This window comes from Streptomyces sp. V4I2, assembly GCF_030817655.1.
Taxonomy (GTDB): domain Bacteria; phylum Actinomycetota; class Actinomycetes; order Streptomycetales; family Streptomycetaceae; genus Streptomyces; species Streptomyces plumbiresistens.
In genome coordinates, this window is record NZ_JAUSZM010000003.1 from 6832969 (window position 1) to 6846365 (window position 13397).

General features: G+C 71.0%; 12 protein-coding genes. 8 read left to right on the forward strand and 4 right to left on the reverse strand.

All coding sequences use genetic code 11. The annotated features are described in order from the left end of the window. Nucleotides 1-32 precede the first annotated feature (32 nt). A complete protein-coding gene (locus QFZ76_RS32415) occupies nt 33-1256 on the forward strand; it encodes an RNA-guided endonuclease TnpB family protein (RefSeq protein ID WP_307680195.1) in 1224 nt (407 codons plus the stop codon). A 425-nt stretch (nt 1257-1681) separates the two neighbouring features. On the opposite strand, the gene QFZ76_RS32420 is transcribed toward QFZ76_RS32415, so the two are convergent. Both QFZ76_RS32420 and QFZ76_RS32425 read right to left on the reverse strand, forming a co-directional pair. Next, nucleotides 1682-2104 carry a hypothetical protein gene (locus QFZ76_RS32420; RefSeq protein ID WP_307677017.1) on the reverse strand — a complete coding sequence of 141 codons (423 nt, stop codon included), beginning with the start codon at nt 2102-2104 and terminating at the stop codon, nt 1682-1684. Between the two features lie 76 nt (nt 2105-2180). Further along, on the reverse strand, nt 2181-3392 hold the full coding sequence (locus QFZ76_RS32425) for a pyridoxal phosphate-dependent aminotransferase (RefSeq protein WP_307677018.1): 1212 nt from the start codon (nt 3390-3392) through the stop codon (nt 2181-2183). Nucleotides 3393-3518: 126 nt separating this feature from the next. Here QFZ76_RS32425 and QFZ76_RS32430 point away from each other — a divergent pair, with 126 nt between their 5' ends. Continuing rightward, nucleotides 3519-4244 (forward strand): hypothetical protein, encoded by a 726-nt coding sequence (locus QFZ76_RS32430; protein WP_307677019.1) that lies wholly within the window; start codon nt 3519-3521, stop codon nt 4242-4244. A 149-nt stretch (nt 4245-4393) separates the two neighbouring features. After that, complete coding sequence (locus tag QFZ76_RS32435; protein ID WP_307677020.1) at nt 4394-5278, forward strand: serine protease; 885 nt, start codon at nt 4394-4396, stop codon at nt 5276-5278. A gap of 11 nt (nt 5279-5289) precedes the next feature. On the opposite strand, the gene QFZ76_RS32440 is transcribed toward QFZ76_RS32435, so the two are convergent. Both QFZ76_RS32440 and QFZ76_RS32445 read right to left on the reverse strand, forming a co-directional pair. Next, nucleotides 5290-6897 (reverse strand): amidohydrolase family protein, encoded by a 1608-nt coding sequence (locus tag QFZ76_RS32440; protein ID WP_307677021.1) that lies wholly within the window; start codon nt 6895-6897, stop codon nt 5290-5292. A 10-nt stretch (nt 6898-6907) separates the two neighbouring features. Beyond that, nucleotides 6908-8173 (reverse strand): amino acid deaminase, encoded by a 1266-nt coding sequence (locus QFZ76_RS32445; RefSeq protein ID WP_307677022.1) that lies wholly within the window; start codon nt 8171-8173, stop codon nt 6908-6910. Between the two features lie 142 nt (nt 8174-8315). Here QFZ76_RS32445 and QFZ76_RS32450 point away from each other — a divergent pair, with 142 nt between their 5' ends. From QFZ76_RS32450 to QFZ76_RS32470, 5 genes are all read left to right on the forward strand, one after another. Next, a complete protein-coding gene (locus tag QFZ76_RS32450; RefSeq protein WP_373464549.1) occupies nt 8316-9683 on the forward strand; it encodes a sugar kinase in 1368 nt (455 codons plus the stop codon). Next, nucleotides 9680-10444: an IclR family transcriptional regulator gene (locus QFZ76_RS32455; RefSeq protein WP_307677023.1), complete on the forward strand. Its 765-nt coding sequence runs from the start codon at nt 9680-9682 to the stop codon at nt 10442-10444. The genes QFZ76_RS32450 and QFZ76_RS32455 overlap by 4 nt, the downstream gene beginning before the upstream one ends. Next, on the forward strand, nt 10441-10851 hold the full coding sequence (locus QFZ76_RS32460) for a RidA family protein (protein WP_307677024.1): 411 nt from the start codon (nt 10441-10443) through the stop codon (nt 10849-10851). The genes QFZ76_RS32455 and QFZ76_RS32460 overlap by 4 nt, the downstream gene beginning before the upstream one ends. Before the next feature lie 116 nt (nt 10852-10967). Further along, complete coding sequence (locus tag QFZ76_RS32465) at nt 10968-12446, forward strand: GntP family permease (RefSeq protein ID WP_307677025.1); 1479 nt, start codon at nt 10968-10970, stop codon at nt 12444-12446. A gap of 93 nt (nt 12447-12539) precedes the next feature. Then, entirely contained in the window at nt 12540-13343 is an 804-nt protein-coding gene (locus tag QFZ76_RS32470) for a hypothetical protein (RefSeq protein ID WP_373464380.1), read from the forward strand. Nucleotides 13344-13397 lie beyond the last annotated feature (54 nt).

The window sequence follows — 13397 nt, forward strand, 5'->3', positions numbered from 1 at the left end:
GGTGTGGTTGCGACATGTCTAGTGTGATCGTCATGCAGCTTCGGTACGCCTTCAGGTTGTACCCGGACACCGGCCAACAGACCGCATTGGCGAAGGCGTTCGGGTGTGCCCGCGTCGTGTTCAACGACGCGGTCCGCGCCCGTGAAGACGCCCGCAAGGCCGAGCAGCCGTTCCCTAAGGCCGCCGAGCTGTCCACGCGATTGATCACCGAGGCCAAGCGGACAGCGGAGCGGTCCTGGCTGAGTGAGGTCTCCGCGGTGGTGCTCCAGCAGTCCCTGCGCGATGCCGAGAGCGCGTACCGCAACTTCTTCGCCTCCCTCAAGGGCACCCGCAAGGGGCCGAAGATCGGCCCGCCCCGCTTCAAGTCCCGCAAGGACAAGCGGCAGTCGATCAGGTTCACCGCCAACGCCCGCTGGAACATCACCGACAGCGGCCGACTGAACCTACCGAAGATCGGCGCGGTGAAGGTGAAGTGGTCCCGCACGCTGCCCACGCCCCCCACCTCCGTCACCGTCATCAAGGACACGGCCGGGCGGTACTTCGCCTCCTTCGTCATCGACACCGACCCCGCCGCCGACGCGGAGCGGATGCCCGAAACCGACCGCACCATCGGTATCGATCTCGGTCTGACCCACTTCGCGGTCCTGTCCGACGGCACGAAAATCGACTCCCCGCGCTTCCTGCGGCGCGCGGAGAAGAAGCTGAAGAAGGCCCAGCAGGAGCTGTCCCGTAAGCAGAAGGGAAGCAAGAACCGCGCCAAGGCCCGCCTGAAGGTCGCCCGCGCCCACGCCAAGGTCGCCGACGCACGCCGCGAGTTCCACCACCAGCTCTCCACGAAGCTGATCTCCGAGAACCAAGGGATCGCCGTGGAGGACCTGTCGGTGGCGGGACTGGCCCGCACGAAGCTGGCCAAGTCCGTGCACGACGCCGGATGGTCATCGTTCATCAGCATGCTGGAGTACAAAGCAGAACGGTACGGCCGCACCCTGGTCAAGATTGGTCGGTTCGAGCCGACCTCCCAGACCTGCTCCACCTGCGGCGTCAAGGACGGACCCAAACCCCTGAACGTCCGGGAGTGGGCCTGTACCGCCTGCGGCACCGTCCACGACCGGGACATCAACGCCGCACTCAACGTGAAGACGGCCGCCGGACTGGCGGTATCGGCCTGCGGAGCGCCGGTAAGACCAGGAGCAATCCCGGCACAGCGCGAAGAAACAGGAAGCCACGGATTCCCGACCGAATCCCGTGCCGCGTAGCGGCACAGCAACGATCGAGAAGGCCAGAATCCTCGTGCTTCAGCCCGAGGTGCAAGTCAAGACGGCTGCCACCACTCCGCCGCCGACCAGCAGGACCGCGAGGACGATTCCTGCGATTCGTCTCACAAGGGAAGAGTGCTCGCGGAACCGAACATTCCCCGGCGGGAAGCATGAACGGGGGTGACGTACCGGTCCCGGTACTGCGGCGTCCCCAATAGGGGCGCGGGGAACTGCGCGACAAGCCACGGACAACCCGCGGCCGCCCAACGACAGATCCCCCGCGGCGAAACGCACCGCATCCGACCGGCACTTCACAACCGGCGAGAACGACGACCGCCGCTCAAGCCAACGCAGTGCCGTGGCACCCGGTCCGCGCCTCGCTACGGGTGCACGCGGACCGGGGCCGATCAAGGGAGCCGAACGGCTCAGTGCGCGGCGAGCTCCCGCGGCTCCAGCGCCGCCGCATGCGCGTCCATCCGCTCGGCGGACAGGATCGCCGCCGCGGTGTCGGCTCGCGACGCGGCCACCACCAGCGCCCGCCCCGCGAGGGTATGCGCCCGCCGGTGCATGGACGCGAGGTTGGGCCGGCCGGTGACGGACGTGAGGGGCGCTCGGGCCGGCGCACGGCCTCCCCGCAGCCGGGTCACCTGCTCGGCGAGCCGGTCGGCGGCGGTGTCCAGATCGGCGGACGGTGCCGGCGCGCGCAGCTCGTCCGTGACGGTGAGCAGCGCGGCGAGATGGCCCGCGAGCTGGATGTCCAGCTCTTCCTCACGGGAACGGTGGGGGAAGTCCGAGGTGGTGCCGGCCATCGTGCTGTGGACCGACTTGGTGCGGATCGGCTCGTACATGGGATGGCCTCCTGTGCTGTCAGGAAACCATCCTAGCTTAGATCTCGTCTAAAGTTGAGCGACCCACAAAACTCGGTCACGGCTGGCCGTAACCGTCCAGGAAGTTCCCGATCCGGGTGATCGCCGACCGCAGGTCTCCCGCCGTCGGCAGGGTCACCACCCGGAAGTGGTCCGGCTCGGGCCAGTTGAAGCCGGTGCCCTGGACGACCATGATCTTCTCCTGTCGGAGCAGGTCCAGGACCATCTGCCGGTCGTCCTTGATCTTGAAGACCTTGGGGTCGAGGCGCGGGAACAGATACAGCGCCCCCTTCGGCTTCACGCAGCTCACCCCCGGGATCTGGGTCAGCAGCTCGTACGCCACGTCCCGCTGCTCCCGCAGCCGCCCGCCCGGCAGCACCAGGTCGTTGATGGTCTGCCGCCCGCTGAGCGCGGCCACGACACCGTGCTGGCCCGGCATGTTCGCGCACAGGCGCATGTTCGCCAGGATCGTCAGACCCTCGATGTAGGAGTCGGCGTGCGCGCGCGGCCCGGAGATCGCCATCCAGCCGACCCGGTAACCGGCGACCCGGTACGCCTTCGACATCCCGTTGAAGGTGAGGGTGAGCAGGTCGGGGGCGACCTTGGCGGTCGGGGTGTGCGTGGCCTCGTCGTACAGGATCTTGTCGTAGATCTCGTCGGAGCAGACCAGCAGGTTGTGCCGGCGGGCGATGTCCGTCAGCCCGCGCAGCATCGCCTCGTCGTACACCGCGCCCGTCGGGTTGTTCGGGTTGATGATGACGATCGCCTTGGTGCGGTCGGTGACCTTCCGCTCCACGTCCGCGAGGTCGGGCATCCAGTCGGCCTGCTCGTCGCACCGGTAGTGCACGGCGGTGCCGCCGGAGAGGGAGACGGCCGCGGTCCACAGCGGATAGTCGGGGGCCGGTACGAGGACCTCGTCCCCGTCGTCCAGCAGCCCCTGCATCGCCATCACGATCAGCTCGGAGACGCCGTTGCCGATGAAGACGTGTTCGACGTCGGTCTCGATGCCGAGGGTCTGGTTGTGCATCACGACGGCCCGGCGTGCGGCCAGCAGGCCCTTCGCGTCGCCGTAGCCGTGCGCCGACGAGACGTTGCGGAGGATGTCCTCCAGGATCTCGGGCGGGCACTCGAAACCGAACGCGGCCGGGTTGCCGGTGTTCAGCTTGAGGATGCGGTGCCCTGCCGCTTCCAGGCGCATCGCCTCCTCGAGAACCGGGCCCCGGATCTCGTAACAGACGTTGGCGAGCTTGGTCGACTGGATCACCTGCATGTCTGGGAGCTTACGGCCCGGTAACGCTTCGTGGGCCGTGTTTTCCGCCACGTGAGACGCGGTGGTTTGGGCTGATATCGCCGACGGCTGTCCCATGGGCCCCTCCCGTCCCTACAATGCGCGGCCATGTCCAGGCCACCTCAGTACGAGAGCGGGGCGTACGGCGCCGACGGCGCGACCGGCGTCCACGGCGGCGAGCCGTGGGAGGCGCCGAACGTGTACCTCCCTCTGGTCGAATCGACACCCCCGTACGAGGAGTACGTCGACCCGGCCGCCGCACACGGCTGGCAGAACGCCTACGACCAGACGGCCGAACTGCCCCCGCTGGCGGAGGTCGGGCCGGTGGCGGTCGGCGCGCCGGCGGTCGGCGCCGAACCGGTCGCCACCCGCCCGGCCGACCCGGGGCCGCGGCGGTCGCGGCGGAAGCCGAGCCGGTGGCGGTCGCGCCGCGCGGTGGTCGCCGCCGGGGCGGCGGGTGCGGTGTCCGTGGCGGCGCTGATCGCCGGGTTCTCCGTCTCGGGGTCCTCTGCCGACGGGACGCAGGGCAAGGAGGACGCCACGCGCTCGGCGCCGGACGAGTCCACCGGCCCGGCGGGTTCGCCCTCCTCGGACGGCCCGGCGTCCTCCGGTTCCCCGGACACCCAGGGGCCGGGCGGTACGGCGGGCGCGTCGGAGGGTGCCCCGCCGGACGCGAGGGAGTCCGGGGAGCCCTCGGCGGGGTCGTCCACGGACCCGGCCGCCACCTCCACTCCCACGGACCCCTCGACCTCCACTGCCTCCCCGGACGGCTCGGCCCCGGGCAACTCCGACGGCAAGGGGCGGGGGCCGGGCAGTACGAAAGGGCCGAAGTAGCGGCTGAGCCGGGGAGGTGTTTTCGGCCCCGTCCCCAGGCCGAAAACACCTCCTTGCCCCCATGTACCCCTCCAATGACAATGCGCATGACAAACTGCGGGTGACCGGAAGATCTCCGGTCACCCTCGTCATGCAGAGGGGACCCCCACATGAGAAAACCTCTCGTCGCCGCACTCTTCGCCCTGGTGATCGCCGGGGCGGGCGCGGCACCCGCGGTAGCGGCACCCGCGCCCGGCGCGCCCGCGGCCACCGCATCCGCGGCCGAGGCGGACACCAGGACGGCCGCCTCGCCCACGCTCCAGGCCGTCACGCTCGCCGGAACCGTCGCGCTGAGCAACTGCTCCGGCTCGGTCGTCCGCTTCCCGAACTCCCTGGACACCGCCCCCGCGCTGGTGCTCACCAACGGCCACTGCCTGGAGAGCGGCTTCCCGGAGCCCGGCGAGGTGATCGTCAACCGGGCGTCGACCCGCACCTTCGGCCTGCTCAACTCCGCCGGCACCCGCGTCGCGACCCTGCGGGCCAGCAAGATCGCCTACTCGACGATGACCGACACGGACGCCACGATCTACCAGCTCACCAGCACCTACGCGACGATCCGGAACTCCTACGGCATCAGCGCGCTGACCGTGCAGGACACGCACCCCACGGCCGGCACCGCGATCACCGTCGCCTCCGGCTACTGGAAGCGGCTCTACAGCTGCAGCATCGACGGGTTCGTGCACACCATGAAGGAGGGCGACTGGACCTGGAAGGACTCGGTCCGCTACACCTCCGCCTGCGACACCATCGGCGGCACCTCGGGCTCGCCGGTCGTCGACCAGGCCACCGGCAAGGTCGTCGCCGTCAACAACACCGGCAACGAGGACGGCGAGCGCTGCACGGTGAACAACCCCTGCGAGGTCGACGCGAGCGGCAACGTCACCGTCCGCCAGGGCATCAACTACGCCCAGGAGACGTACCAGTTCCCGGCCTGCTTCACGACCGGCAACCAGCTCAGCCTGAGTGCGAGCGGCTGCGTCCTGCCGAAGCCGTAGAGCCGTCAGGGTCAGGGCGTCCTCCGCACCGCCCGCCCCGCCAGTACGTCCGTCCGCCGGCCGTCCTCGATCACGAAACGGCCGTCGATCAGCACGTACGGGATGCCCGTGGGCAGCACGCGCGGGTTCTCGAAGGTCGAGCCCGCCGCCACCGTGGCCGGGTCGAACAGCACGAGGTCCGCCCGGTACCCCTCGCGGACCAGCCCGCGGTCCGGCAGTCGCAGCCGGGCCGCCGGGCGTGCGGTGAGATGGGCGACGCACTCCTCCAGGGACAGCACGCCCAACTGCCGTACGTACCGGCCGAGATACTGCGGGAAGGTGCCGTACGCGCGCGGGTGCGGCTTGGCGCCCTGGAGGATGCCGTCCGAGCCGCCGGTGTGCACGGGGTGTCGCATGATCGTCCGGACGTTCTCCTCGTGGCCGACGTGCTGGAGGATCGTCGTGCCGAGCCGGTCGTCGAGGAGGAGCCGGCGGGCGGTGGCCCAGGGGGCCTCGCCGCGCAGAGCGGCGGACTCCCGGACCGTACGGCCGACGAAGTCCGCGAGCCCCGGATCCGTCACGCCGGAGATCTCGATCGTGTCCCACTCGACGGGCACCCCGTGGCAGCCGTCCGCGCCGACGACCTCCAGATGGTGCCGGATGCGCTCGGCGCTCTCCTCGTCGGCCAGCCGCTTGAGGATCTCCTCCGGGCCGCCCTCGCTCGCCCAGCTCGGCAGCAGCGCCACCAGCGTCGTACTGCCGGGCGTGTAGGGATACGTGTCGAGGCTGATGTCGGCTCCGGCGGCCAGCGCGTCGTCCAGGAGGGCCAGCAACTCGGGCGCGCGGCCCTTGTTCACGCCGAAGTTCATGGTGGCGTGCGCGAGATGCAGCGGGCAGCCGGCCTCGCGCGTGAGGGCCACCATCTCCTCGTACGCCTGCAACGCCCCGGCGCCGTACGAGCGGTGGTGCGGGCAGTAGTAGCCGCCGTACGAGGCCACCACCCGGCACAGTGCGGTGAGTTCGGCGTCCTTGGCGTACATGCCGGGGGTGTACGTGAGCCCGGACGACATGCCGACCGCGCCCTGCTCCATGCCCTCCGCGACCAACTGCCGCATCCGGTCCAGCTCTTCGGGCGTCGCCTCGCGGTCCTCCCAGCCGACGGCGAGGGCGCGGACCGTGCCCTGGGGAATGAGGTAGGCCGCGTTCACGGCGATCCCGCGATCCAGCCGGTCGAGGTACTCGCCGACCGACCGCCAGTCGAAGTCGACGTCGTCGCCGTGGCCGTTCCAGCCGGTGATCGCGCGGCGGACCTCGGTGAGCGTGCGGTCGTCGACGGGCGCGTACGACAGCCCGTCCTGGCCGAGGACTTCGAGGGTGACGCCCTGCGCGGCCTTGGCGCTGTGGTCGGGGTCGCGGAGGAGGGCGAGGTCGCTGTGGGCGTGCATGTCGATGAAGCCGGGGGAGAGGACGAGCCCCTCGGCGTCCAGCTCCCGGCGGGCCTTCGGCCGCTGACAGCCGGCCGCCGCGGCCTCCTGGACGATCGACACGATCCGGCCGTGGTCGATCACCACATCGGCGCGGTACGAGGGACCGCCGGAGCCGTCCACGACGTCCGCGTCCCGGATGACGAGCTCTTCCACGCCGGACCTCCTAGAAGAACGTACGGATGTAGTCGACGACCGTGCCGTCCGCCTCCGCGACCGGGATCAGCGGCCACTTGTCGAAGGACGTGCACGGGTGGGACAGGCCGAGGCCGAGCCAGTCGCCGACCTCCAGGTCCGCCTCGGGGGCGGTGCGCAGCCAGGCGTGCTGGTCGGACAGGCCCGTCACCTCGATGCCGGTGGCCGGACGCTCGACGCCGTCCCGGCGGACCACCTGGGCGAAGGGCAGGTCGAGGTCGTACGCCGCGTCCCGCTTGCCCGCGTTGGTGAAGGCCTGCTCGGCGGAGGGCCGGGACACCACCTGCGTCCACAGCCGGAAGGCGGGCTCCAGGGCGCCCTCCTCGGGGACGCGGTTGAAGGGGGTGATCTTGCGGTAGTGGCCGTCGTCGTGCGAGACGTAGGCACCCGAGCGCAGCAACTTCAGTACCGGGGCAGAGAGTTCGGGGATCTCCGCGAAGACGTCGGCGACCGCGTCGAACCAGGCGCTGCCGCCGGCGCTGACGACGATCTCGTCGGTGTGCGCGAACCGCCCCGCCTTGTCGAAGTCCACGGCGAGCGCGATCAGCCGCCGCAGCCAGGCGTGCACCCGCCCGGGGTCCGCCTGCGGGACCTCGCCCTCGTAACCGGCGACGCCGACGAGGCGCAGTGTCTCCGCTCCCGCCACCGCATCCGCGACCGCCGCGCACTCCGCCTCCGTACGGACGCCGGTGCGGGCGCCCTCCCCGGCGGCGAGCTCGACGACGACGTCCAGGGGGCGGCGGGCCCCGTGCAGGGCGGCGTCCATCAGCTCGACACCGCGCACGGAGTCGACGTAGCACAGGAAGCGGAAGTCGTCGTCGGAATCGAGCTGCCCGGAGATCCAGCGCAGGGCGGCCGCGTCGACCAGCTCGTTGGCGAGGAAGACCCGCCGGACGCCGAAGGCCCGGGCCACCCGCACCTGATGCGGCACCGCGAGCGTGATGCCCCACGCCCCGTGCTCGATCTGGCGCCGGAAGAGCTGGGGGGCCATGGAGGTCTTGCCGTGCGGGGCGAAGGCGAGGCCGTGGCGGGCCGCATACGTCTCCATGAGCCGGAGGTTGTGCTCCAGGCGCTCGGCGGAAAGGGCGAGCACGGGAGTCGCGAATCCGTCGGTGAACAGGTTGCGGCGCTGGGCGGCCAGCTCGCCGACGGTGAGGCCGTCGGCGTCCGGGGGGAGGCCCTTGAAACGGTGGTCGACGCGTTCCTCCGCCAGGCGGGCGAGCGCTTCGCTGGCCATGGAGCCTCCCTGATCAGGTGCGTTGCGCTAACTGCAACGCTCATTGCGTATATCGCTTACTGCTGTCTAACATCTCGGCCAACGCGGGGTCAACGGAGCCGCCGCCCCCGCACAAGGTTCAGGAGCTACGACGATCGTGACCATCAGCGGACCCTGCAATGCCCCCGACGTCGTGGACGTCGTCGCGCTCGGCGAGTCCATGGTCACGTTCCTGCCCTCCCGCCCGGGCCGCCTCGCCGATGTTCCGTCCTTCGAGCGGGGGATCGGGGGCGCGGAGTCGAACGTGGCCTGCGTGCTGGCCGCCGCGGGGCACTCCGTGCGGTGGGTCAGCCGGGTCGGCGCGGACGGGTTCGGTGATCACCTGGTCGAGGAGATCGGCTCGTACGGCGTCGACGTGTCCGCCGTGCACCGGGACCCGGCGCGCCCGACCGGCGTGTACTTCCGCACGGCCGAGGACCGGGCGACGGACACGCACGAGGTGGCGTACTACCGGGCCGGGTCGGCGGCCTCGGCGATGTCGCTGGACGACATGGACCTGGCGGCGGTACGGGCGGGCCGGATCCTCCATCTCTCCGGGATCACAGGCGCGCTGTCCGACAGCTGCCTGAGCCTGCTGCGAGAGCTGACCGCCCGGCGGCCGGGCCGCCCACTCGTCTCCTTCGACGTCAACTACCGGGCGGGGTTGTGGCGGGACGCCGACGGACCGGGGGTGCTGCTGGAGCTGGCGCGCGCGGCCGACATCGCGTTCGTGGGGGAGGACGAGGCGGAGGAGGCGTGGGGGGTGACGGGCGGACCTGCGGCGATCCGGGAGGTCCTGCCGGAGCCGGCCGTGCTGGTGGTGAAGGGGGGAGCGCGGGGGGCGACGGTCTTCGAGCGGGGCGGTGGTGACGGGGACGCGGGTGCGGGGGCGGATGCGGATGCGGGTACGAGTGCGCAAGCCGTCCAGCCGCCTGGCCGACCCGGGCCCGGGCGGGTCTCCGCGCCGGCGCCCGTGTCCACGCATGGTGCTCAGCCATGCCGTCAGGCTGCGGGCAGTCGTGCCGCTGCGGCGATGGGGGTCCCCCCGCTCGAGCGAAGCCGAGAGTGGGGGAAGGTGGGCGCAGGCAGCACCCCGTCAGCGCCGGGCCGCGCGACCCAGCCCCGGGCAGCAACACCGGGCACCGCACAGCCGACGGAACCGACCCTGCCTCCCGCCTCCACCTCCGACACCTTCACCTTCGTCCACGCCCTCAACGTCGACGTCGTCGCACCCGTCGGCGCCGGTGACGCCTTCGCCGCCGGTTTCCTCTCCGCCACCCTCCGCGAACTCCCCGTGCGGGACAGGATCCGCCACGGTCACCTCTGGGCCGCCGCCGCCCTCACGGCCCCCGGCGACCTGGCGACACCCCCCACACGCCCCCACGCCGACCGCCTCGCCGCCCTCGACGACGACGCGTGGGGGAGACTTCGACTCGGCCCCGGCTGGACACAGGCCGCACAGCGGGCCGAGGAGGAGGTACGTACGCCATGAGCCAGACCGTCGACCGCGCGCTGAACATCCTGCCGCTGCTCGCCGAGGGCCCCGCCGACCTGGGACAGGTCGCCGACCGCCTCGGGGTGCACAAGTCCACCGCGCTGCGCCTCCTCCGCACCCTGCACGAGCACGGCATGGTCTACCGCCAGTCCGACCAGCGCTACCGCCTCGGCGCCCGCCTCATCGCCCTCGCCCAGGAGGCGATGGAGAACCTCGACATCCGCGAGATCGCCCACCCCCACCTCGTACGCCTCAACGAGCAGTGCGGACACACCGTCCACCTCGCCGTCCACGAGGAGGACGAGGTCCTCTACATCGACAAGGTGGAGAGCCGGTACCCGGTGCGGATGTACTCCCGGATCGGCAAGCCCGTCGCCATCACCGTCGCCGCGGTCGCGAAGCTCCTCCTCGCCGACCTGCCCGAACCCGAGCGCCGCGCCCGCGCCGACAAGCTCGACTACCCCATGTACACGGCCCGTTCGACCCCCAACGCCCCCGCGTTCCTGCGGGAGCTGGACAAGGTGCGCGAACAGGGCTGGGCCACCGACCTCGGTGGCCACGAGGAGTCCATCAACTGCGTCGCCGCGCCGATCCGCGGGGCCGACGGCCGGGTCGTCGCCGCGATGTCGGTGTCCGCGCCGAACGTCGTCGTCACGGCGGACGAACTCCTCACCCTGTTGCCGCTGGTCCGCCGTACGGCGGACGCGATCAGCGGCGAGTACTCCGGCAGAACTCCCGTCAAGGAAGCCTCCTCATGACCGAGAAGACCGCGCTCACCCCGAAGACCCACACCACCCCGCCCGCGAAGTTCTCCCACGGCGTGAAGAAGGGCAACATCCTCCAGGTCGCCGGCCAGGTCGGCTTCCTCCCCGCCGAGGAGGGCAAGCCGCCCACGCCCGCCGGGCCGACCCTGCGCGAGCAGACCCTCCAGACCCTCGCCAACGTCAAGGCGATCCTGGAGGAGGGCGGCGCGAGCTGGGACGACGTGATGATGATCCGCGTCTACCTCACGGACGTGGACCACTTCGCCGAGATGAACGCCATCTACAACACGTACTTCGAGGAGCAGGCCCTCACCGCGCCCCCGGCCGCCCGCACGACGGTCTACGTCGGCCTTCCCGCCGGGCTCCTCGTCGAGATCGACGCCCTCGCCGTCCTGGGCTGAGCCCGGCTGACGCCCCCTCAACTCCCGCACGCCCTACCCGGCACGGCGCCCTTCGGGGCGCCGTGCCGCGATCCCCCCTGCCCGAAAGCAGAATGCACTTACGCAGAGGACCCCCAATGGCCTATCCACTCGCGGCGACCCCCACCCCCGAGATCCCACCCCACACCGGAGGCCTGCTCCTCTGGATCGACGGCACCGCAGGTCTCCTGACCGTCGCCGCCATCGGCATCGCCCTCCTGCTGTTCCTGATCATCAAGGCCCGCCTCCAGCCCTTCGTCGCCCTCCTCGCCGTCTCCATAGCCGTCGGCCTGCTCGCCGGGCTGTCCGTCACCGAACTCTTCGGCACGGTCCAGCGGTCGGACGCCGTCTCCACCATCGAGTCGGGCATGGGCGGCATCCTCGGCCATGTCGCGATCATCATCGGCCTCGGCACGATGCTCGGCGCGATCCTCGAAGTCAGCGGCGGGGCGGAGGTGTTGGCGTCGAGGCTGCTCAATCTCTTCGGCGAGAAGCGAGCCCCCCTCGCGATGGGCCTGACCGGCCTGATCTTCGGTATCCCGGTCTTCTTCGACGTCGGCATCTTCGTCCTGGCACCGATCGTGTACGCCGCCGCCAAACGCTCCGGCAAGTCGATCCTGCTCTACTGCCTGCCGCTGCTCGCGGGCCTGTCGATGACCCACGCGTTCCTGCCCCCGCACCCCGGCCCCGTCGCCGCCGCCGGTCTCCTGCACGTCGACCTCGGCTGGGTCATCCTCATGGGCATCGTCTGCGGCATCCCGGCCGTGCTGGCCGCCTGGGCGTTCTCGGCGTGGATCGGCCGGCGGATCTTCGTCGCCGTACCGCAGGACATGGTGGAGGCGGCGGCGGAGGCCAGGCTCGCCGTCGTCAACGAGCAGCGGGAGACGGGCGTGGAGCCCCGGGAGACCCCCGTACCGCTCGGCACGGTCCTCGGCATCATCGGTACGCCGCTGATCCTGATCCTCGCCGCCACCTTCTCGTCGATCGCCCTGGACCCCTCCACCAGCCGCTCGGTGATCGAGTTCTTCGGCCACCCGTTCGTGGCCCTCACGATCGCCCTGCTGCTGGCGTACTACCTTCTCGGCATCCGCCGCGGCTGGTCCCGCAAGTCCCTGGAGACGGTGTCGACGGCCTCGTTGAAGCCCGTCGGCAACATCCTGTTGGTCGTCGGCGCGGGCGGCGTCTTCGGCGCCGTCCTCAAGGCCAGCGGCGTCGCCCAGGCCCTCTCCGACACCTTCAACGACGTCGGCCTCCCGGTGATCGCGCTGTCGTACCTGATCTCGGTGGTCCTGCGGGTCGCGCAGGGCTCGGCGACCGTGGCGATCGTGACGACGGCCGGCATCGTGGCCCCCCTCCTCGCCGAGGGCGACCACTCCCAGGCCTTCGTCGCCCTGGTCATCATGGCCATCTCGGCGGGCTCGATCTTCGCCTCGCACGTCAACGACGGCGGCTTCTGGATGGTGGCGAAGTACTTCGGCATCAGCGAGCGGGACACGCTCAAGACCTGGACCGTGCTGGAGACGGTGCTGTCGGTGGTGGGCTTCGTGGTGGCGGCGGTGCTGAGCCTGTTCGTGTAGCGGTCGTGCGGTGGGCCCAGGCCGCGCACGGGCCGGGCCCCCGACTTCGTACGGACCGGCGGCGGCAACGACACGATCAACCTGCGCGACGGCGTGGGCGGCAACGACTCGGCCGACTGCGACGGAGGCTCCGGGGACAGCGCCCTCGGCGACCGCAGGGCCACCAGCGACACCATCGCCACGAACTGCGAGCGCCGGGCCACCTTCCAGGCCGCCGGTTGTAGGCGTCTGATAACGAAGTGGGGGCTGGCTGTGTACGACACAGGATCGTCGACCATACTGCCCGCTGTGGAGCAGCGCATAGGTTCGAGCAGCCAGCCCCTGGAAGGCGCCGGATTCGACCCGGCTTTCGTCCCCGGGCTCACCTCACCCGTGTCCGGCGAGAAGCCGGCGGACGCCAAACCGGAAGAGACCGAGGAGGTCGCTTCGGAGGAAGCCGTCGCCGAGGAGGCCGCCCCCGAGGCGCCGGAGGCGTCGGTCGACTCCGGCGAGGTTGACGAGGCCGACGAGGAGGAGACCCCCGACGGCCCCGTCTTCGAGGCGTCCGACCGCCGCGCGAAGTTCGTCGCCGACCACAAGGGCGTACGACTGTCCCTGGACGACCAGAGTTGCGAGTTCCGCTGGGACGAGATCGGCGCGGTCGAGACGGAGTCCCCCCGTTTCGGCAAGCGGTTCACCATCACGGTGCACACCCCCGACCGCCGCTGGTACCCGATCGAGATCGAGGCGGCGGCCAGGGCGCGTTTCGCCGAGTGGGAAGCGCAGTTGGACGCGGTCCTCGACGCGTACTTCGAGGACGACGCGGAAGCCACCCCCGAACCGGACGCGGAAGCCGACGTCGAACCGGACGCGGAGAAGGCGGACGAGGCAAAGAAGGCGGACAAGGACGCCGACTGAGTACGGGTACTCAGGCCCGGCCCGGCCCGCGCCGGGCGTGAGCACGCCCGGCGC

Coding starts and splice junctions, on each gene's coding strand:
- QFZ76_RS32415 (WP_307680195.1), top strand. CDS start 33: ATGCAGCTTCGGTACGCCTTCAGGTTGTACCCGGACACCGGCCAACAG.
- QFZ76_RS32425 (WP_307677018.1), bottom strand. CDS start 3,392: ATGCAGGTGATCCAGTCGACCAAGCTCGCCAACGTCTGTTACGAGATC.
- QFZ76_RS32420 (WP_307677017.1), bottom strand. CDS start 2,104: ATGTACGAGCCGATCCGCACCAAGTCGGTCCACAGCACGATGGCCGGC.
- QFZ76_RS32465 (WP_307677025.1), top strand. CDS start 10,968: ATGGCCTATCCACTCGCGGCGACCCCCACCCCCGAGATCCCACCCCAC.
- QFZ76_RS32460 (WP_307677024.1), top strand. CDS start 10,441: ATGACCGAGAAGACCGCGCTCACCCCGAAGACCCACACCACCCCGCCC.
- QFZ76_RS32430 (WP_307677019.1), top strand. CDS start 3,519: ATGTCCAGGCCACCTCAGTACGAGAGCGGGGCGTACGGCGCCGACGGC.
- QFZ76_RS32445 (WP_307677022.1), bottom strand. CDS start 8,173: ATGGCCAGCGAAGCGCTCGCCCGCCTGGCGGAGGAACGCGTCGACCAC.
- QFZ76_RS32455 (WP_307677023.1), top strand. CDS start 9,680: ATGAGCCAGACCGTCGACCGCGCGCTGAACATCCTGCCGCTGCTCGCC.
- QFZ76_RS32435 (WP_307677020.1), top strand. CDS start 4,394: ATGAGAAAACCTCTCGTCGCCGCACTCTTCGCCCTGGTGATCGCCGGG.